Origin of the sequence: Roseicyclus salinarum (assembly GCF_029624655.1) — a bacterium.
Classification (GTDB): domain Bacteria; phylum Pseudomonadota; class Alphaproteobacteria; order Rhodobacterales; family Rhodobacteraceae; genus Roseibacterium; species Roseibacterium salinarum.
The window spans coordinates 19,006-36,593 of the sequence record NZ_JARRSA010000023.1 but is presented as its reverse complement, the minus strand read 5'-3'; the positions used below and the strand labels follow the sequence as shown (position 1 = coordinate 36,593).

Here is a 17,588-nt window from a genome sequence, read left to right as displayed (position 1 = left end):
CCCCGTTCTTCGTCCGGGCCGTATGATCAGCCGCGCCCGGCCAGCCATGCCTCGAGATCGCGGCACAGTGCGTCGGTCACCGCCGCCCCCGAGAGGACTACCCTGCCCCGCCGCACCTCGATCCGCAGACCATTGGCGATTTCGCGCGGAGAAGTGACCCTTTTCCCCGGCCTGGGGTCTGCCTGTGCGGAAACCGTGGCAAGTTGCGCGTCGAGCATCGCGCGTTCGGCGCCCGCATCGGTCGGCGCCGCGGCCTCGAGCGCGGCCGCCACGCGCCCGGCTGCCCCTGGATCGCGGTCGAGGAGGCCCGCCAGCGCCAGGCCCAAACGCTCCGGGATGGCGGCGGGATAGCGCAATGCATGGCCGAGGGCCTGGTGCACCCGCACGAAGGAGCCTATCTTGGACCGCTTGGCAGGGCTCGCCGAGGAGAACAGCGCTGCGATCGCGGCGGGTGTGTCGGGATAGAGGCCGAGCCTCGCCGCCTCGGAAGCCAGCCGGGCGCGTTCGTAGAACGAGATGCCGGAGCGGATCTCGTTCTCCTCGACCATGGCCAAGTAAGCGTCGGCCGAGCTCTCCGGACGCCGGACGAGAGCCAACGCCTCCCCTGCCCCGATCGCGCGCAGCGCCATGACACGGCGGAGCCCTGAAATCAGCCCGTAACGCCCCTGCCCCGCCCCATCGACGCCATCGTCGCCGCCGAGCGGCACGACTTCGACCGGCACCTGCTGTCCACGCGCCCGAAGCGAGGCCTCGAGCGCGGCCATTTCCTCGGGGTCGAAGGCGATGCGGTCGCGCACCAGGTGCCCCGTCTCGATCGCGTCGAGCGGCAGCTTGACGATGAGCCGCCCTTCTTCGCGCGCGGCGGCCAGCACACCGGCCACCTCGGCGAAGGCGGCCTCGGTTGCCGTCTCGCCGGCCACTCGCGCGATCGGCGGACGTTCCCGGAAAGTCTCTGCGGGGCTTGCCAGAGCCTGTTCGGAACCACCGAAAAGGGCTGGTGTCAGCCGTTTGCGTTTCGCCATTCTGGTCCCCTCCCCTATTCCGCGGCCTGCTGGGCGGCCAGCTCGTCCCGCCGCCAGGCGCCCACCAGAAGCCGCTTAAAGCCCGCATAGGTCTCATCGAAGGCCGCCCTGCCCCGCGCATAGGTCTCGCGGTTGAAATTGCGGTAATCGGCTTCGTAGATGCCGGCCACCTGTTCCCCCGCCTGCCCGATCAGCGCGGTGAAGTCCTGCCGCCAGGGGCTGAGGCTCTGGCCCATATATGCCTGCATCAGCGCCGCCATCTCGGCCTGCTGGCTGCCGTCGTAGCGGGTCAGCACCGCGCGGACCGCGTCCCATTCGAAGCGCGTCTCGCCGAGACCCAGCGCACGGGCGGCCATGTTCTCGCTCTCCTCGATGGAGCTGAACGTCATGTGCAGCATGTCGAAGAAGCGGCCCGTGGAGTCGAACTCTAGGAACGAGGCACCGAGCGGTACCAGGAGGATGTCTGCCGCCGCCAGCGCATTGATCGTGAGATAGCCGAGGGCAGGGGGGGTATCGAGGATGACGAGATCGTAGCGGTTCAGGACGCCATCGGCCTCCAGGCGCGCCCCCAGCGCCTCCCAGAGCTTCCAGCCGCGGCTCGCCATGCGCCAGACCGGGATCTGGAACTCCGCCCAGTAGAGGTCGAGCTGCGCCCCGATGAGGTCGATGTTCGGCCAGTGCGTCCGCTGCACCAGATCGCCTGCAGAGAGCCTCAGCGCCTCGTCCAGCGTCTCGTCGAGACTTTGCGGGGCTTCTCCCCGGTCCAGACGTCTCCGGTTCTCCTCGCGCTGGTGCTCGGCGTAGTGGCGCGCCAAAAGCGGGAAGACGGTCTGCCATTCATCCGCGATGCGCCCCCCAAAGATCGAGGTCATCGAGCCCTGGCTGTCGAGGTCGATCACCAGCACCTTGTAGCCGTCCAGCGCCGCCGACATCGCCAGGTGCGCCGCGGTCGAGGTCTTGCCCACCCCGCCCTTGAAATTGGCAACGGCCGCGATCTTGGCCGGCAGGCCGGCGGGACGGTAGGGCAGGTATCCCTTCGACTTCGACCCTTCCGCGGCGAAATGGGCGCGCAGGCGCAGGACCTCGTCGAAGGTGAACCATTTCGCGCCGCCCTCCGTCTCGGTCAGGCCCTGGGGCAAATCGGGGTTCTGACGCAGGACCCGGCGGAAATGGGCCGAGGCCACGGGGATCAGGTAGCGGGTGATCTCCCATGTGGAGAACCGCCGCAGGCGCTTCTCGCCCCGTTCATCGAGGCCGCGGCTCGACAGGTCCGTACGCCCCCGGGCACAAGCCTCAGCGAGCCGGGCGAAGCCGCCCGTGGTCATGGGCGGTCCCATCTCGTCGAGCGCACGCTCTGGTGTCACGGAGAAGTACGGGGGAAGATCCTCAGGCAGGGTCATGGCGGCCTCGCTGCTCGATGTGCCGTGTTTTTACTAGAATACCGGAAAACGCGTTACATGGAAGCGAAACCGTGACATGGGCGTGGGTTTCTCAGTAAATCCTGGGCGTGTCGCAGGCGCCCGGTTTGGTCGACGGATTTTTTCCTAAAGTTATTTATGGTTATTGATTCAGTTAAGGAGTCAGAGAGCTTCAATAATACACTGAAAATTTTGATTTTTTTTTAGGCTCACCTGCTTCACCCGACTCCGGTCCCACGATCACCCGACTCTGAACCCACGACAAGGCGACTCCAGACCCACGATTCAGGCTCCCTCTGCCCGGGGGGAATCGCTGGACGCCTTATCCACAGCCCTCTAGGCTCAGCGTCACCGAAACCACGAAGAACAATCGGGCGGGCAGGACAATGGCGAGTGCCGGGACAGGCAATGCGGAGGGTGGCCTTACGCCTCACGGGGATTTCTTCCTGTGCGATATCTTCGATCCCGTGCCCAAGGGCGACATGGGCACGATGGAGCATCCCGTCTTCTCGCTCACCACACGGCCCGACCGGCGCATCCTGACCTACGAGCATAACGGGGTCGAGGTCACCGTAACACCGTCGGTGAAGGGCAGAGCGACGATCTTCGACAAGGACATCCTGATCTTCTGCACGTCGCAGCTCATGGCCGCGATCAACATGGGACGCCCGGTCAGCCGCACGCTCCAGCTGACGGCGCATGACCTGTTGCTCGCCACCAACCGAGACCGGTCCGGGGATGGCTACCGGCGGCTTCGCGACGCCTTCGAGCGTCTGGCGGGCACGCGGATCACCACCAACATGACCACCGGTGGTGTGGAGGTGACGCAAGGCTTCGGCCTGATCGAGGCTTGGCAGATCGTGCGCCGCACCCGGGCCGGGCGCATGGTCAGCGTCTCCGTGACCCTCTCTGAATGGCTGTACAGAGCCTGTCTCGCCAAGTCCGTCCTGACCCTCAGCCGTGACTATTTTCGCATGCGAAAGCCGCTGGAGCGGCGGGTCTACGAACTGGCACGAAAGCATTGCGGGCGGCAGGACGAATGGCGGGTGTCGGTGGACACGCTGCTCAAGAAATCCGGCTCGGCCTCGCCGCGGCGGGTGTTCCGCGCCATGCTACGGGAGATGATCACTGCGGACGCCTTGCCCGATTACCGCCTGGAGGAGGAGCCTGGCGACATCCTGCGGGTCACGCCGCGCGACACCGTCATCGAAGCGGCAGGGCGGCCGGTCCTGTCGTCGGAGACGCTTGAAGAGGCACGGCGGCTCATGCCGGGTTGGGATGTCTACGCGCTCGAGGCGGAGTGGCGCCGCTGGTGGGTTGAGACCGGGCGGCCACGGTTGCGTTCGGCGGACAGGGCTTTCCTAGGTTGGGTAAGGGCTGCAGGCAAGGGTGGAAAAGCCGGTCGCGAGCGCAATGAGTAGGGGCGCAGTGTTCATAGGTCCAAGGCTTAATGTGATGTGCTCTTTTCCGATGGCCTGCAGTGCAGTCTTGGTGTGATGAGGCAAATGCTGCTGTTGCGCCAGCACACGAGTTTCCTCGAGCAGTAGTGCTGTCGGCCGAGGGTCCTGGTTGTCGCTCCGGACTTGTCCATCCGCGTGCCCACCGCGAGAGATCTGCTACGCCTTGAAAACGATCTCGCGAAATGCCAGGCCCCGTCGTTCCAGAAAGCGCGCTTGCCGGGTGCTCAATCCATAGAAATGGGCAAACAGCCGCCATGCCAGCCAGCGTCGTTGCCCGACAAGATGGTTGACGAGATCCGTCTGACGTTGGCGTGTCTTCTTCGTGATCTCGCGTATCGACGGGTCATGCGCCCGCGCGCGGAATTTGCGGATCCAGCGATCGAAGCTTATGGCGTCGAAATGTGCGAGCTCGAGAGCACCCATTTCCGGGCTGATCTCGTCCCCCCAGACCGACACGTTTTCGCCGTTGACGGAGGAAACATGCGTTCCCAACTCGTCGATGAACGCGTCCGTGCGCACGAACTGCTTGCCGCTTATGTGACCTAGGACACCTCGGGAAAAGAAGCCGCCGAAAGGTCCGTATACCAGAAGGCGCACTCGCCGCCGATCCAGTGCGACAGGCCAAGGGCGGCGAAACCAAGTGCTTCCAAAAGCCTCCCCGAGATCGTCGCCCGGTCCCCAAACGGCCTCGGCTACCGGCAGGCGAACCGAGATCACATGCTCAGGAATAGTCGCAAGCGCTTCATGGATCGGATGGCGCTCGATAATGAATTCGTCCTCATCGCATATGAACAGCCATTTGCTTGTACAAAGGTGCTTTCCATAGGCATGGACTTCGCGGCGTCTTTTTATGAACTCGTCCGGTCGTTGAATTCCACGGGCGTTCCAGAACTCGTCGTCCAATGCGATAACTTCTGTGCCGGCCGGAAGCATGCTGGCGTCAATTTCCCGCGCGTCCAGATCGGCCCGCCCACCATCGAAAAACGCGTAAACTCGTTCGGCGCCGATATCAATGTAGTGGTTCGCAAACCTGTAGAGTTCGGCTGCGCTCGGCTTTACCATTGCGACGACGGAAAAGGTCATGTCGAATAAATCCCAGTAAACCGAATGCCTCGGGGTGGTTCAGCCTGCTTGGTGCCGGTTTCTGCGGCGGACGACGGAACGTTCGTGCTTGGGCACCGCAAACCGCCGCAAACCAAGCCGTTTTTTGCATGAGATGAGGGCTGTAGTCTAATTTCCGGCATAGTGCGTACAAGCTTCGGATAGTGCGGTACAAACGGAGGGAGCCAGTCAAAATGGTACTTCGTAACAGAACGCGTCGATTTCTTTCCGATAAATGTCCCTCACCAGTTCGACGCACTCCTCGTCATAGTACGTGGCCGTGTTCTTGGCGACCCTCACATTTCCCTTGGCATACACCGAAGATATGTTGATCCTCTCGCCTATTTGCTTGGAGACGCGCGCAACATCGGCCTCCAGGTTCTCGTACTTGGCCACATAGTCGACCACGATCTCGTCATCGATCGCGTAGACACTCCAGTTTGACCTAAGCGGAGGACGCACGCGTTGTGGATCGGGTGCCGAGACGTCACGAAGCAGTTTCAAGAACTCCTTGAACGCAACGCCTTTCCGGTGTCCCCCGCGCCAGAAGTAGTCCGAGACCGCATGATCCCAGGGATTCCGGACGAATGCGAACTTGAATGCATCGTCCCAGAAACTGTCCGCATAGGCTTTGACGACCGCCGCGGAGCTGTGGGGCCCCGCATCGAAACCATGCGTGTAACGGAAGTACTTCTTGATTGCGGCGTTGAAACGGTCGGGGAACAGGGAACCGCTCAGGTACAGAGCCGGGTCGAGCCGGCCTAGCCGAGCGCCCTTGGCCGCGAGGCTTCGGCATGCCCGGTTGGGGTATATGCCATACTTCATGGCATCCGGCCAACAGCCGAGCATGACGTCATCGTCGCCGAAGTTCTTCGCCAGGGCCACGGAAATCGAGGATCCGGCGGTCTTTCGCGAATGAAGAAAGATGTAGTTCTTGCGGTGGCTGATTATCAAACCGGAAATCCATCCTCCGACCGAGGGACATTCTCCCGTCAGGCGGCTTCGGCAAGGCCCCGGAAAGACGGGTTCTGCTCCAGCAACTCGGCCCAGGGGCCAATGCCGACGATCTTTCCCCGATCGAGGACGACAATGCGATCGCAGGACTTCACGGTACTCAGGCGATGCGCGATGATCAGGATCGTCGTGTTCCCCGGAATGGCCTCTATGGCTGACATGACGTCGCGCTCCGTGACATTGTCGAGCGCGCTGGTCGCTTCGTCGAAGACGATGAGATCGGCGCCCCGGTACAAGGCCCTGGCGATCCCGATCCGCTGTCTCTGGCCGCCTGAGAGCCGCACACCGCGTTCTCCGATCTTCGTGTCGTAGCCCGCAGGCAGGTCCCCCTGCACGAAGCCTTCGAGTTGGGCAATCCGACCCACGGTTTCGACCCGCTCGCGATCTAAGCTGCGCGGCGGCACCCCGAATGCGATGTTTTCGGCGATGCTGGCATCGATCAGGAAGATCTCTTGCGGCACATAGCCCACGCTCTGCTGCCACATGCGCCGGTTGCCGTCGTCGATCGCGACGCCGTCCGAAAGAAGGGTGCCTTCAGAGGGCTCGAGCAGCCCCAGGACGATGTCGGCGACGGTGGTCTTGCCGGCTCCGGTTCCACCGACGATGCCGATGCGTTCCCCGGCCCTGATGGTCAGGGATGCGTCGCTCAGGCTGTTCGTGTGCGCCTTGGAATAGCGGTAGGAGATGTTCCGCAGCACCAGCTCCGACTTCAGGCCAAGCGGATCGTGGGCTGAGTTGGGTCCCGGAAGCCGGGATTTCGACGTCTGCAGGTCTTCGTACAGTTTTTCAACTGCCGCTGCCCCGAACTTCATCTTCGCGATGTTCGAATAGATGCGGGTGAGTTCGGGCATCATGCGCTGCCCGGCGAACGCGATGAGCCCCAGAAGCGGCAGCAGTTCGCCCAACGCAGGGCTTCCCGCTTCGAACTCCGCCCGGCCGAGAAGCAGCAGGCAGAGCAGTATCACACCCCCGAGGGCGAGCGTCTGCAAGAAATATCGTGGAAGGTTGCCGATGAGCTCGGACGTCATTGCCGTCTGCATGGTTCGGAAGGAGGAGGCGCTGAACCGGTTCAGGTAGGCTTCCTCGTGCCCGTGGAGCTTCACTTCCTTGATGCCGGCCAGAACTTCCTTTGTGACACGATGCCGTTGCTGGTTGGATTTCAGGCGCAGTTGTCCGAGCTCGTTGAGCTTACCGCGGACGATCGCGAAGATGACCGCATATGACCCTCCAAATATCACGAAAGCACCGATGGCGACCGCCGGGTTCACCCAGATCAGGAGCATGATGATCGCAAGGACCGTCAGGCCCCCCGCGACCACTTCGGCGAGGGGGCGGAAGAAGGACCCCACGGTCTGCTGTGCCTCGGACAGCACCCGGGTGCTCATCTCTGCGGAATGGCGGTCGAGGAAGAATTCGTAGGAGTGACTCAGGTAGAGGCCGAGAAGTTTCCGGCTGATGGTGTGGCTGCGCATCTGCGAGTAGCGCGTGATCACGTAGGTTCGCGCCAGTTGCAGCCCGTTCGACAGGACTATGACCGCCAGCGTGGCGAGCCCGAGCGCGACCAGGAACGAGTAACTGGATTCGAAGCCGAACGTCTCATACGCCCAATTGAATTGCGGGTTTTCCGTAATTCTGGACGGATCGGCGAGGACACTGAGGAACGGGAACAACGAACCCACCATGACCGCTGTACTCAGCGCCGCGACGCATACCACGGCCAGGACGATCCATGCATTGCGCCGCTCACGCCGCTCGAGCAGGCTCCAGGCTTTCTTCAGCGCCGTGAAATCAAACATGCTCATGCGCCCCGGCAGTCCAAGCTCCGGGGCTTGAATGGCGGAAATTCTGGGCGACTTGGGGGCGGAATGAAGGTGTCATGGGTTCCTGCCGTCCATTGTTGAAACCAGCTACATGCGCGCGATCAAGTGGCTGTCGCATAGGTGATCTAACGCCCGCGTGACGTGGAATGCAAACTCACTGGGTCGGCGCGGTTCCCGTCTGCGCCGGAAAGCCCCCGGGTATATGATCCTCCATTCCCCTCGCGCGTCCGGCGTTCAGGGTCTCATCGTAGAGCGCGATGTCCTCTGCATAGTAGCTGTCCACGAAACGCCGGACCCTGGCATTGCCGCCCAAGGTCTCCGTCAGGTTCGGTGCGCCTTTCCTGGTGAAGAGCCGTACGCCCAGATCGCGGATATGTGCATAGGCCGCCACCGGCAGGATCTTCTGCGCCGTGTGCTTCAGCCGTTTCAGCCGGCTCGCCATGGCGGGAACCTTGTAGGTCACAGTGGGATTCCAGACCTGCCCGCGCAGCAACTTGACCCCATGTTCCTGTTCCAGCCGATCCATGAGATCGTCGATCGCGTCAATCGAATAGACATGGTCGATTATCCGCATGCCCCCCAGCGACACGTAATCCGACTGCCTAATGAAGAGCGTGTGTTCCATGTCCGGCAGACCGGGCGTCTTCTCCATGTAGTCGATGATCTCGTACGCGGTCTTGCGGATTTCCTCGGGCGTCATGTTGCCCGGCTCACCCCCCTTGTCCCGTACGAACTGCGCGACGCCCGAGACGAAACGGTCCATGGGTTCGCGAAGCAGGGTGTAGCTCTCGACCTTGCGCAGGGCAGCGAAGGCCTCGGGAAAATGGCGCTCCAGGACGTGGAGGGGCAGGTGGTTCGCATTGATCCTGCCCAGCTCGGGATGGCGCATGCTGTTCGTGAAGCGGTCCTCGATGTCGTGCAGGTCGAGCAACTGCCGCTTGATCGTTGAACCAGCACATTTGGGAATGTGAACGAAGCCGAAATTTCGCCCGGTGCTTATGATCATGGGGTGTTGTCTCTGCTGTGACGCGTGTTCCGCGTGCCTCGGGGTTTCTGGAGGTCAGTCTTCAGGAATGAACCGCGGCAAATGCGGAAGAAGCTCGGTCAGCGTGCTCTGAAGTCTCGCTTCGGCCTCCGCCTCGCTCTCCCCGTTGCCGATCAGTGTCGTCAGCCGCACGATCGCCCCGTCCGTTTCGCCGGTCCTGATGCCATCCAGCATGAGGTAGAACTTTGCCGCCATGTCCCATGCCACGCGGCGTTCGCCCTGCTGGAACCAGTAATAGACCATCATCCGCGTCGTGCCGCGTTCGATGATCGCGCGGTTGAGCATGAAGGGCGTTTCGGTCCGCATCATGCCGGAAACGTCGGTCCGCTCGAGCCATGCGATTTCCCAGCCCGAGCCCGGCAGGCAGATCTCGGGGCTGTGCACGCCGCCCCGGCTCTGGTCCTGGTACCAGGCCATGAACAGGCCGACATCGGACGCGGCAGCGGGACTGCGCAGCGTGACCTGATGGTAATCGTCCGCGCGAAGCGCGCGCTCGACGTCCGGCGCGAGGGTTTCGGGCGGGCCGACCTGTTGCCACTCGCCGAAAGTCCTGGGGAAGACGGCGAAGCTGTCGCGGTCCACCAGCTGGCCGCCCCGCTCCGGCACGAACTGCCAGGCGCCGACCGCTGCCGCGGCAAGTCCGGCCGCCGTGATCAAGGCAGCCGAGGGCCGCACCAGGCGCAGGCGCATCGCCTGGATGCCCAACCCGTCGGTCTCCAGGTCCAGCGCCTCGGTCAGGCTCATCTTCTCGCGGTTGAAGAACAGGAGCACCCAGGCCAGCAGGAACATCAGCAGGATGCAGGCGATGAAGACGACCCAGCCCTCGAAGAAATGGGTGAAACCCTCCAGCCAGCTCACGCCCCATGTGTTCGCGATCACGCCGGCGATTGCGATCCGGACGGAGTTCATCAGGATCGTGATCGGCACGGCCGAGATCAGGAGGATCGCCTTGTGCCACATCGGCCCGCGGTAGAGCACCGCGAAGATGTAGGAGAAGCTCAGGATCGGGAACAGGTAGCGCAGCCCCGAGCAAGCGTCCGCAACATGAAGCTGCAGGACCCCGAGATCGATGATGTTGCCTTCGAGAAATACGGGGACGCTGAACAACCGCAGGAACCACACGCCAAGCTCTGAAGAGATCAACTGCAACGAGTTGGTCATCTTGAAATACAGCGTGTCGGGAAGCGGCAGCATGTAGACTAGGTGCAGGACCGGGGGCCAGAAATGCTTGCCGACGCTCCAGCCGAAGCTGATCAGAAGAATGCCCCCGACCCAGATGATCGTGGCGTAGATGATGATGTCGTCGATGTTCGCCAGCTTGCCGGCTGCCGCCACCGCAAGGGAGACGGCCACCACGACCACGCCGACCCAACGGTCGCGGACCGGTCCATGGTTCTCCGGCACGGTCTTCAGCTGCCGCAGGAAGAGGAGGAGCGAAAGCACCGGGATGAGCGGGCCGTGGCTGTATTCCGGCAAGCTCCAGGCGCGGAGCAGCGCGTCGATCCCGTCGAAGAAGAAGAATCCTGCAGCCACCGTCGCGGCGGCCAGCCAGAAGGTGCCCCAATTCGCGAGATTGATATAGGCGCGGCGGGAGCCGTGCGCAGAGGAAAGGTCAGAAGGCATCAAAAAAATGATCCGCGTTCGATAATGGGCCGTCGCGTCGGCAGGCAAACTAACCGTTTTGGCGCGATGCCGCTATAGTGGAAATCGTTTTTTCAAAGGTGCACACTGAGTTTCGGATCAGGCATAGGCGGCGATCGCAGGTGGCGGATCACCGTTCGTCACCGCGTCGTAGATTCGCAGCGTGTGTCGGGCCTTGGCCTCCCAGGTGAAGTGCTCGAGGGCGTATTTGCGGGCCCCTTCGGCCATCGTCGCAAGTTCCCCGGTGCGGTCGAGGCAACCCTCCATCGCCGTGCGGTATTCGTGCACAAGCCCGTCGAGAGGCTGCAGGTCTATGCGAATTCCCCGTCCGTCCGCGGCGAGAGCTCCGGGGGCCCCGTAATCGGTCACGAGGCATACCATGCCGGATGCCATCGCCTCGATCACGACGCCGGCTCCCAACTCCCGGATCGACGGAAAGACGAAGGCGTCACAACTCCGCATGAACTCCGCCACCTCCGCCTGAGTCCGGCGCCCTTCGAAACGGATCCGCTCCCCCGCGCCCGCTTCGGCGACCATTTTCTGGAGACGGGGCAATTCGGGCCCGTCACCGACGATGTGCAGGATATGCCCCTTCAGGCGATCCGAGGATGCGAAGGCGCGGATCGCGGCTTCCGGCACCTTGTAGGGCACGAGGCGGCCGGCATAGAGAAACCGGAACGGACCCTCACCCGAAAAGGCCCGTTGGCGTCCGCCGGCATGAAAGAGCGTCTCGTCGAACCCGATCTCGGGAAATGATACCGTGCGGTGTGCGACATTCGCCGGCAGATCGTCGATTGTGTGCTGGAAAGCGGCCAGGATGGCCGAGGCGCGTGTGAAGGTGCGCCGGGAATATGGCATGTGGCGATAGAGACCGCGCAGGCGCCGCAATCCCTCGCGCTCGCGCTTTTGCTCGGCGCGGAACGCCTCAGGCCAGTCCAGGTTCCCGTTCAGCGGGCCGATCACGAAAGGCTGCCGGGTTCGGCCCGCGATGTAGCTTGGCATGGTGGGAGACATCGGCGTGATCCTGTGCACGATGTCGAACGCCCCGGCGCGAAGTGCGGGACGGAAATTCCGGAATGCCTGCCATTCGAAGGCGAGATAGGGCAGGTAGGCCATGATCTGGCTGGTGGACCAGGCGACCTCGCTTCCGCCGCGCAGCCGTTGCGACAGCAGATAAAGCGGCCTGCCGATCCATTCGTTGTCGATGTAGGTCACGGGCATCCCGATATCGCCCTCGGCTTCGATCGCCGGACGGTTGCGTACCTGGGTGACGAGCGTCACCGGAGTGTGCCGGCCCAGGGCACGGGCGTACTTGTAGGCGACGATGGGCAGGGACGGCCATTGCGGATTACAGCTTTCCGCCAGGATCAGAACGCGATGCGGCATGGGATGTCGGTCAGGATGTGGTTGTTCAATGGCCTACACGACGCGGATCGCGAAAGCCATGTCCTGGTTTGTCCTTTCGCCCGGTGAAAAGGGGTGTCGGAAGTCAGCCTGATCCGCGTGCGAGATCGATCGCGGACATGGTGTCGGCATCCAGCAGGGTCAGGTCTGCGACCCGGTCACGAGATCCCAGCGGTCCGTACCAGCATCGCGGATCCCGAACACGCCCACCTGATGCGCCAGAGGGTCGAGGAGCACAGCCTGCGTCTCCTCGTGAGCAAGCCAAAGATCCAACACCTCGTCTGGACCTTCCCGAGCTTCTGCCAGGACCTCTCCCAGGACCCGCCCCTGGTAACCGGCCTTCAACGCCCGGCCAGGAGGGTTGCTGCCGTCCCGGTCCGTATGCGAGGGCCGGCCGAGCCGGTGAATGTGCTGGGCCTGCATCCGTGCCATCGCGAAAAGGGCAGGGTGGGGGCTCAGTTCAGGCAGCTGCATGTCGCAACGCACGGCCTGAAGCCTCTCGAGCAGCCGCGCGGCGGCATCCTGTGGCGCAGCCGGCCGAGTGGGCAGGAAGCTGGCCGCCGCGACAGCCATACCAGCGCCAAGAAGGGTTCTGCGTCGCATGCATTCTCCCGGTTGCCTGTGGCGGTCGCCGGATCAGTTCCGGTCGACGACTCGTACATGATCCCGGCGCGCTTCGTGCGCGGTTGGCCAGACAAAGAAAGGCCGGGCAGGAGCCCGGCCTTTCGATTTCGCGAACCGATGGAAGCCGATCAGCTTGCCATGCGCTTCTTGCGGCGCGCGGCCCAGCCGAATGCGCCCATGCCCGCCAGCATCAGCGGAAGAGCCGCCGGTACGGGGACCGGAGCAACGATGAGGCCGGCAGCCGTGATGTTGGAGTTGTCGTCGTCGAACGGCGAGTAGCCGCCTGCCCGGAAGCGCACGACATCGGCGAAGACGTTGATGTCTTTGCGGAAGGCGAGGCCGACCGTGGAGAACAGATCGTCGTCGACACCATCGACGCCACTCGGATCATTGTCGTCGAACAGGGCCGATGCGTAGACCGAATTGAAGGTGAGACCCCCATCCGACGAATATTCGAGGATCACGGTCTCCGTGCCGCCCGTATTCATGCTGTCGTCGTAGGTCAGCATCCCGGCGAAGCCGAGAACCCGGAGAACGCTCTTGAACGTGACCTCGACGTACTCGCCGACGACGACGCCCCGGTTGTTGATATCGTCGACCTCGTTCGGGTTCGTTCCTGCAATCCCGAAACCGACGTCGAAGCGGCGGCCGGTGGCGTCACAGGCGAAATCCCAGCCTTCCCCGACGCACCCGACGTTGTTGCCATGCGTGGCGTCCGTCAGCGCGCCCGATCCGGTGATCGAGTAGGTGTTGCCACCGAACGCGAAACCCGTCGTGTTGCTGGTGCCGATACCACTGGTCGTGAAGTCGAGGACGGTCGTCGCCGCTGCCGGGGCAGCCAAGGCAGCAACCGCTGCGGCGGCAGTGAGCATTCTTTTCATGTCAAATCTTCCTCTTACTGGCCAACTGAGACAGCGGGCGACCCAATGATCCAATGGCCCTAAGGCCTGACTACAGAATTTACTATGCCTTAACCTTTGCCCCACTTCCAACACAATTTTGTCGGCCATGGGCCATATTTTCCCTTGCCAGCCTGGTGAAATGCAAAAATCGTCCGCCGCTCTGCCGCCTTTCCGAGGAGCCGTGCACTGGCGGTGGCCACCATTCAGAAACAACAGATTTTTCTTCGGATGACTGTAGTGCTTTCGTGGATAGTTCCGGGCCGATTCGCGTGCCTTGCGTGCTGGATTCCGCAGATGCGATCGGGCAATGCTAACAGGTCGTTGTCAGGCTTCGGGCCGGAAGCCGGCGATCTTGCGCACAGGGCGGGCCTCGGGCAGAACCGCACGATGATCGGCACGGCGCCTGCTTCCCGCGCGTATCTCTTGGTCTCTCCCTGCCGGAACGAGGCCGCGTTCATGCGCCGTACGCTCGACAGCGTGATCGGGCAAAGCCTGCCGCCGGCGCTCTGGGTGATCGTCGATGACGGTTCGACCGATGCAACGCCGGATATCCTCTCCGATTACACCGCGCGCCATTCCTGGATCAGGGTCGTCCGCAAGCCCGACCGCGGCCACCGAGCCGTGGGGCCGGGTGTCATCGAGGCGTTCTATGCGGGGCTCGACACCGTTGCCCAGGAAAACTACCCCTACCTCTGCAAGCTCGATCTCGATGTCGATCTGCCGCCTCGCTATTTCGAGGAACTGATCATGCGGATGGAGGCCGAACCGCGCATAGGGACCTGTTCGGGCAAGCCCTACATGCGGCACGGCGGCCGGCTCGTTTCGGAACGCCGCGGCGACGAGATGTCGGCGGGCATGACCAAGTTCTACCGGCGCGACTGCTTCGCCGCGATTGGCGGCTTCGTCCGTGAAGTCATGTGGGATGCAATCGATTGCCATAAGGCGCGTCAGCTCGGATGGATCGCGGTGAGTTGGGACGATCCTGATCTTCGTTTCGAGCATCTGCGCCCGATGGGATCGAGCCACATCTCGATCTATGAAGGCCGTCGGCGCCATGGGCGCGGGCAGTGGTTCATGGGCTCCGACCCGCTCTACTACCTGGCTACATGCATTTTCCGGATGGCGGAGCCGCCGTACCTCTTTGGCGGTCTTGCCATGCTGCAGGGTTATGTCGGGGCATGGGCACGGGGAGATCGACAACTCGGCGATGCCGAACTCGTACGTTTTATCCAAGCCTATCAGCGCCGCGCGCTACGTGTTGGCAAGGCCCGGGCGGTGGCCGAAATCGAGGCGCGCCAAGCCAAGTCCTGAACTGTCCGGCTGAAATTCAATATTTTAGATAGACTTACACTGGGGGGCAGATGCCCCCTATGTAACCCCGAAAACTGTCGAATAACGCGCTCCGCGCCCCCCGCGGAAGCCCGCCGCACCGCAGAAGGACCCATGCCGCACCGCAGCATACCGTTGTCCATGTCAACCGTAATACGCTGCACCGCAGCATGACGGCCACCCGGTCGCCCGCCCCAATCTCGACACAATCCGCACCACGGCCACACGGTCGCCCGGCCGCCCCATTGCAGGGCCACCCGGCCGCACCCCCTCCAGGCGAACCATGCCAGCCCACGGCCCCCCGTCCACCGCACCAAACCGCACCCCCGAAACGAATCAGCCCCACGCCCGGGGCCAGGGGCCAGGGCAGGGGGCCACCCCCCTGGGCCACCCCTCCACCAGGTCCGCCCCTCCACCAGGCGGCCCGCCCCAGGACGCCCCCCGCCCAGGGCCAGGGCCTGCCCTTGCCAGCCCCCAGCCCGGGCCGCCCGCTAGGCTTGCCCCCATGCCTATCAATCCCGGCCCATGCTTGGCACGCCCGGCCCCTCGATTGCGGCCCGTCCAGATCGGCCCCCGTCACAGGCCCGGCCCCTGCCATGCCCCCCGCCCGGCACCACGCTCCCGCCGCGCCGATCTCCGGCCCGCCTGCGCCCCGGCCTCGATACGGGGCAGGGCCAGCCCCCAAACACGAAAGCCCCCTGCCACGGGGGCAGGGGGCCGGAATCAGAAAGGCCCGCCACGGGGGCGGGGCGGAAGGTCTTGCCTCGGTTCGACTGAGGCGCATCCGGTGGGCACGGTACCCTGGCGTCCCGACGGCCATCACCTCGTCTGCCACCACTTACCAAGATCGCGGCCCAGCCACGTCTCGAGCTCTTCGATATGCGGTGCAAAATGCGCCTCCAGCGCCCGGACGCGTTCCGGTGACAGTCGGGGGTCCTCCTCCCTGTCGTAGCTTGTCAGCGTCTCGAGCAGCTCGGTACGCATCTTCCGCGGCAGAAGCTGCCGCAACGTCCGGAACCCCGGTATGCGCCGCAAGGGCTTGAGGGCCCTCTCCTTCGCGAGGCTGTGCGTGAACGTGCTCGTCAGATTACGCCGGGTGCTCATGTCGATATGGACGCCCGAGTCCACCCCGAGGAAGTCCAGAATGCCTGCCACGACCTCGCGGGGGCGGGCCGCGAACTCCTCGTAGAAGACGACGTGCATCTGCTCGCGCGGGAAATGGGCCTCGTACTCGCGCAACTGGTCGCGATACTGGCTGGTCGCCACGGGCGCCAGGTAGACCGAAGAGGTCGGATCCTGCGCAAGGTCGAGCATCTCGTCGAGCGAGAGGGACGTCAGATCGTTACCCTGCACATGCTTGGCATGCTTCATCTTCTGGAGGCATTCCGATTGAACCCGGATGACGGGAGACCGCACGATGTAGACGAGTTTCATTGTCGGGTTCGCCCGCGCGATGCGAGCGGCGGTGCCGCGGCAAACGGGATGGCGCGTGTATGAGGTCGAGGCCTCTCCGCAGATCTGCCCCGGGGTCGCGTCCGCGTATTGGCCCATATACCATTCGTCGCCGCGGGCCAGGTGAGCATCTGTCGAGAAGTAGTTGGGCTCCTTCAGCGGGTTCATGAAGATCGCCGGGTGCTGGGACAGGTAGCCGTTCAGCGACGTGGTGGCGCATTTCGCGGCACCGATGATGCAGAAGTCCGGCATCCGGCCCCCGGGCCGGACGGGATAGTCCGCGAACTGCACCCCGGCCGACGTGCGCGCCCAGGTCGGCAGACCATGCGGGTTTGCGACATCCGTCCCGGTGGTTATGGGCGCTTCCCGATCGCTCATGGCCTGGGATCAATTCCCGTACCGTCCAGCCGGTCCCGGCATGTCCCGGGACGACGACCGCGCAACATGCCGGCGACCGGACTGCGCAGATCGCGGCATCGGAGTGAGTATGCTGTCAGCGCTGATGTGATCAATTCGACCGGTCCCGGGCGGAAGCATAGCGCAACGTGAAGAACAGACTGTTCCGCATGTAGCCGATCAGTCCCACGGGCCGGCTCAGGATCCAAGCCACGCGCGCCTTCAGCGTGGATCCGGCCCACCCATCCTGCACATATTCGGCCCGCTGCACCTCGAAGCCGGCCCGCTCGCTCTGCCATATCATCTGCTTGCGCGTGTATTCGTGCTGGTGACCCAGGGCCTCGCCTTGTTCCGGATAGCGGTAGATCCCGAGGATCTCCTTGCCGAGCGCCATGTAGACGAGGTTGCGGAAACGGTGCCCGTTGGGCGTGGTGATGAACAGATGCCCGCCCGGCTTCAGCATTCCGGCAATGCGCCGCATCACCAGATAGGGAGGCTGGGGAATGTGCTCAATCACTTCCTGCAGGACCACGAGGTCGACGTCCTTTGCGGGAGGTGGGCCGTCACGGAAGAGATCGATGATGGCGAAGCGCAACCCCAGGCTTTCGATGTCGGCCCGGGCGCGTTCATTGACATCTGCCACGATCACGTCGAACCGCAGAAGGCGCGACAGCAGCACGCCCATGATGCCGCCGCCGATGTCGACGGCCACCGCGCCGGGCGGCAGGCCGATATCTGCGATGTGTCGGAACGACAGCCAGAACCGCGTGCCCGACGCGTGGTAGTAATCGACATCCTCCACGAAGTTCCGGCCCAGGATGCATTCGTTGTAGACCGCGTCGAACTCCGCCCGGGAGACCGCGGGGGTCCTGGGGCGGGGGGACACTGAAAGTTCGGAAACAGTCATCTCCAAATCCCTGTTTTCAAAATCGCAATGGTTCCGAAGGGTGCGCCCGATCG

The 17,588-nt window shown here is 63.5% G+C and carries 14 protein-coding genes; 2 read left to right on the top strand and 12 right to left on the bottom strand.

The features are described 5' to 3' along the window. Window positions 1–26: 26 nt before the first annotated feature. Both P6F26_RS14400 and P6F26_RS14395 read right to left on the bottom strand, forming a co-directional pair. The gene (locus tag P6F26_RS14400) at window positions 27–1,022 is read right to left on the bottom strand and encodes a ParB/RepB/Spo0J family partition protein (RefSeq protein ID WP_278029394.1); all 996 of its coding nucleotides are present in this window, start codon (window positions 1,020–1,022) and stop codon (window positions 27–29) included. A gap of 14 nt (window positions 1,023–1,036) precedes the next feature. Next, complete coding sequence (locus P6F26_RS14395) at window positions 1,037–2,422, bottom strand: AAA family ATPase (RefSeq protein WP_278029393.1); 1,386 nt, start codon at window positions 2,420–2,422, stop codon at window positions 1,037–1,039. 404 nt (window positions 2,423–2,826) lie between these two features. On the opposite strand from P6F26_RS14395, the gene P6F26_RS14390 reads away from it, so the two are divergent. Next, window positions 2,827–3,861, top strand: coding sequence for a replication initiator protein A (locus P6F26_RS14390; protein ID WP_278029392.1), 1,035 nt, complete (start codon window positions 2,827–2,829; stop codon window positions 3,859–3,861). 195 nt (window positions 3,862–4,056) lie between these two features. Here P6F26_RS14390 and P6F26_RS14385 read toward each other — a convergent pair whose 3' ends face one another. The 8 genes from P6F26_RS14385 to P6F26_RS14350 all read right to left on the bottom strand — a co-directional run bounded on the left by P6F26_RS14385 (window position 4,057) and on the right by P6F26_RS14350 (window position 13,430). Next, entirely contained in the window at window positions 4,057–4,983 is a 927-nt protein-coding gene (locus tag P6F26_RS14385) for a hypothetical protein (RefSeq protein ID WP_278029391.1), read from the bottom strand. Between the two features lie 207 nt (window positions 4,984–5,190). Further along, complete coding sequence (locus tag P6F26_RS14380; RefSeq protein WP_278029390.1) at window positions 5,191–5,955, bottom strand: sulfotransferase family 2 domain-containing protein; 765 nt, start codon at window positions 5,953–5,955, stop codon at window positions 5,191–5,193. A gap of 38 nt (window positions 5,956–5,993) precedes the next feature. Next, window positions 5,994–7,811, bottom strand: coding sequence for an ABC transporter ATP-binding protein (locus P6F26_RS14375; protein WP_278029389.1), 1,818 nt, complete (start codon window positions 7,809–7,811; stop codon window positions 5,994–5,996). A 178-nt stretch (window positions 7,812–7,989) separates the two neighbouring features. Then, window positions 7,990–8,841: a sulfotransferase family 2 domain-containing protein gene (locus tag P6F26_RS14370; RefSeq protein ID WP_278029388.1), complete on the bottom strand. Its 852-nt coding sequence runs from the start codon at window positions 8,839–8,841 to the stop codon at window positions 7,990–7,992. Window positions 8,842–8,895: 54 nt separating this feature from the next. Then, a complete protein-coding gene (xrtD, locus tag P6F26_RS14365; RefSeq protein ID WP_278029387.1) occupies window positions 8,896–10,503 on the bottom strand; it encodes a VPLPA-CTERM-specific exosortase XrtD in 1,608 nt (535 codons plus the stop codon). 117 nt (window positions 10,504–10,620) lie between these two features. Then, the gene (locus P6F26_RS14360) at window positions 10,621–11,907 is read right to left on the bottom strand and encodes a glycosyltransferase family 4 protein (RefSeq protein WP_278029386.1); all 1,287 of its coding nucleotides are present in this window, start codon (window positions 11,905–11,907) and stop codon (window positions 10,621–10,623) included. Between the two features lie 159 nt (window positions 11,908–12,066). Next, window positions 12,067–12,528: a CAP domain-containing protein gene (locus tag P6F26_RS14355; RefSeq protein WP_278029385.1), complete on the bottom strand. Its 462-nt coding sequence runs from the start codon at window positions 12,526–12,528 to the stop codon at window positions 12,067–12,069. A gap of 149 nt (window positions 12,529–12,677) precedes the next feature. Next, entirely contained in the window at window positions 12,678–13,430 is a 753-nt protein-coding gene (locus P6F26_RS14350) for a VPLPA-CTERM sorting domain-containing protein (RefSeq protein ID WP_278029384.1), read from the bottom strand. Window positions 13,431–13,838: 408 nt separating this feature from the next. On the opposite strand from P6F26_RS14350, the gene P6F26_RS14345 reads away from it, so the two are divergent. Next, window positions 13,839–14,762: a glycosyltransferase family 2 protein gene (locus tag P6F26_RS14345; RefSeq protein WP_278029383.1), complete on the top strand. Its 924-nt coding sequence runs from the start codon at window positions 13,839–13,841 to the stop codon at window positions 14,760–14,762. An 837-nt stretch (window positions 14,763–15,599) separates the two neighbouring features. On the opposite strand, the gene P6F26_RS14340 is transcribed toward P6F26_RS14345, so the two are convergent. After that, window positions 15,600–16,610: a sulfotransferase family protein gene (locus tag P6F26_RS14340; protein WP_278029382.1), complete on the bottom strand. Its 1,011-nt coding sequence runs from the start codon at window positions 16,608–16,610 to the stop codon at window positions 15,600–15,602. A gap of 130 nt (window positions 16,611–16,740) precedes the next feature. Further along, window positions 16,741–17,535 (bottom strand): class I SAM-dependent methyltransferase, encoded by a 795-nt coding sequence (locus P6F26_RS14335; protein ID WP_278029381.1) that lies wholly within the window; start codon window positions 17,533–17,535, stop codon window positions 16,741–16,743. Window positions 17,536–17,588 lie beyond the last annotated feature (53 nt).

Excerpts from the sequence above, each read along its gene's own strand:
- P6F26_RS14360 (WP_278029386.1), bottom strand. The coding sequence starts at position 11,907 with ATGCCGCATCGCGTTCTGATCCTGGCGGAAAGCTGTAATCCGCAATGG.
- P6F26_RS14345 (WP_278029383.1), top strand. The coding sequence starts at position 13,839 with ATGATCGGCACGGCGCCTGCTTCCCGCGCGTATCTCTTGGTCTCTCCC.
- P6F26_RS14395 (WP_278029393.1), bottom strand. The coding sequence starts at position 2,422 with ATGACCCTGCCTGAGGATCTTCCCCCGTACTTCTCCGTGACACCAGAG.
- P6F26_RS14340 (WP_278029382.1), bottom strand. The coding sequence starts at position 16,610 with ATGAGCGATCGGGAAGCGCCCATAACCACCGGGACGGATGTCGCAAAC.
- P6F26_RS14385 (WP_278029391.1), bottom strand. The coding sequence starts at position 4,983 with ATGACCTTTTCCGTCGTCGCAATGGTAAAGCCGAGCGCAGCCGAACTC.
- xrtD (WP_278029387.1), bottom strand. The coding sequence starts at position 10,503 with ATGCCTTCTGACCTTTCCTCTGCGCACGGCTCCCGCCGCGCCTATATC.
- P6F26_RS14370 (WP_278029388.1), bottom strand. The coding sequence starts at position 8,841 with ATGATCATAAGCACCGGGCGAAATTTCGGCTTCGTTCACATTCCCAAA.
- P6F26_RS14355 (WP_278029385.1), bottom strand. The coding sequence starts at position 12,528 with ATGCGACGCAGAACCCTTCTTGGCGCTGGTATGGCTGTCGCGGCGGCC.
- P6F26_RS14400 (WP_278029394.1), bottom strand. The coding sequence starts at position 1,022 with ATGGCGAAACGCAAACGGCTGACACCAGCCCTTTTCGGTGGTTCCGAA.
- P6F26_RS14375 (WP_278029389.1), bottom strand. The coding sequence starts at position 7,811 with ATGTTTGATTTCACGGCGCTGAAGAAAGCCTGGAGCCTGCTCGAGCGG.
- P6F26_RS14390 (WP_278029392.1), top strand. The coding sequence starts at position 2,827 with ATGGCGAGTGCCGGGACAGGCAATGCGGAGGGTGGCCTTACGCCTCAC.
- P6F26_RS14335 (WP_278029381.1), bottom strand. The coding sequence starts at position 17,535 with ATGACTGTTTCCGAACTTTCAGTGTCCCCCCGCCCCAGGACCCCCGCG.
- P6F26_RS14350 (WP_278029384.1), bottom strand. The coding sequence starts at position 13,430 with ATGAAAAGAATGCTCACTGCCGCCGCAGCGGTTGCTGCCTTGGCTGCC.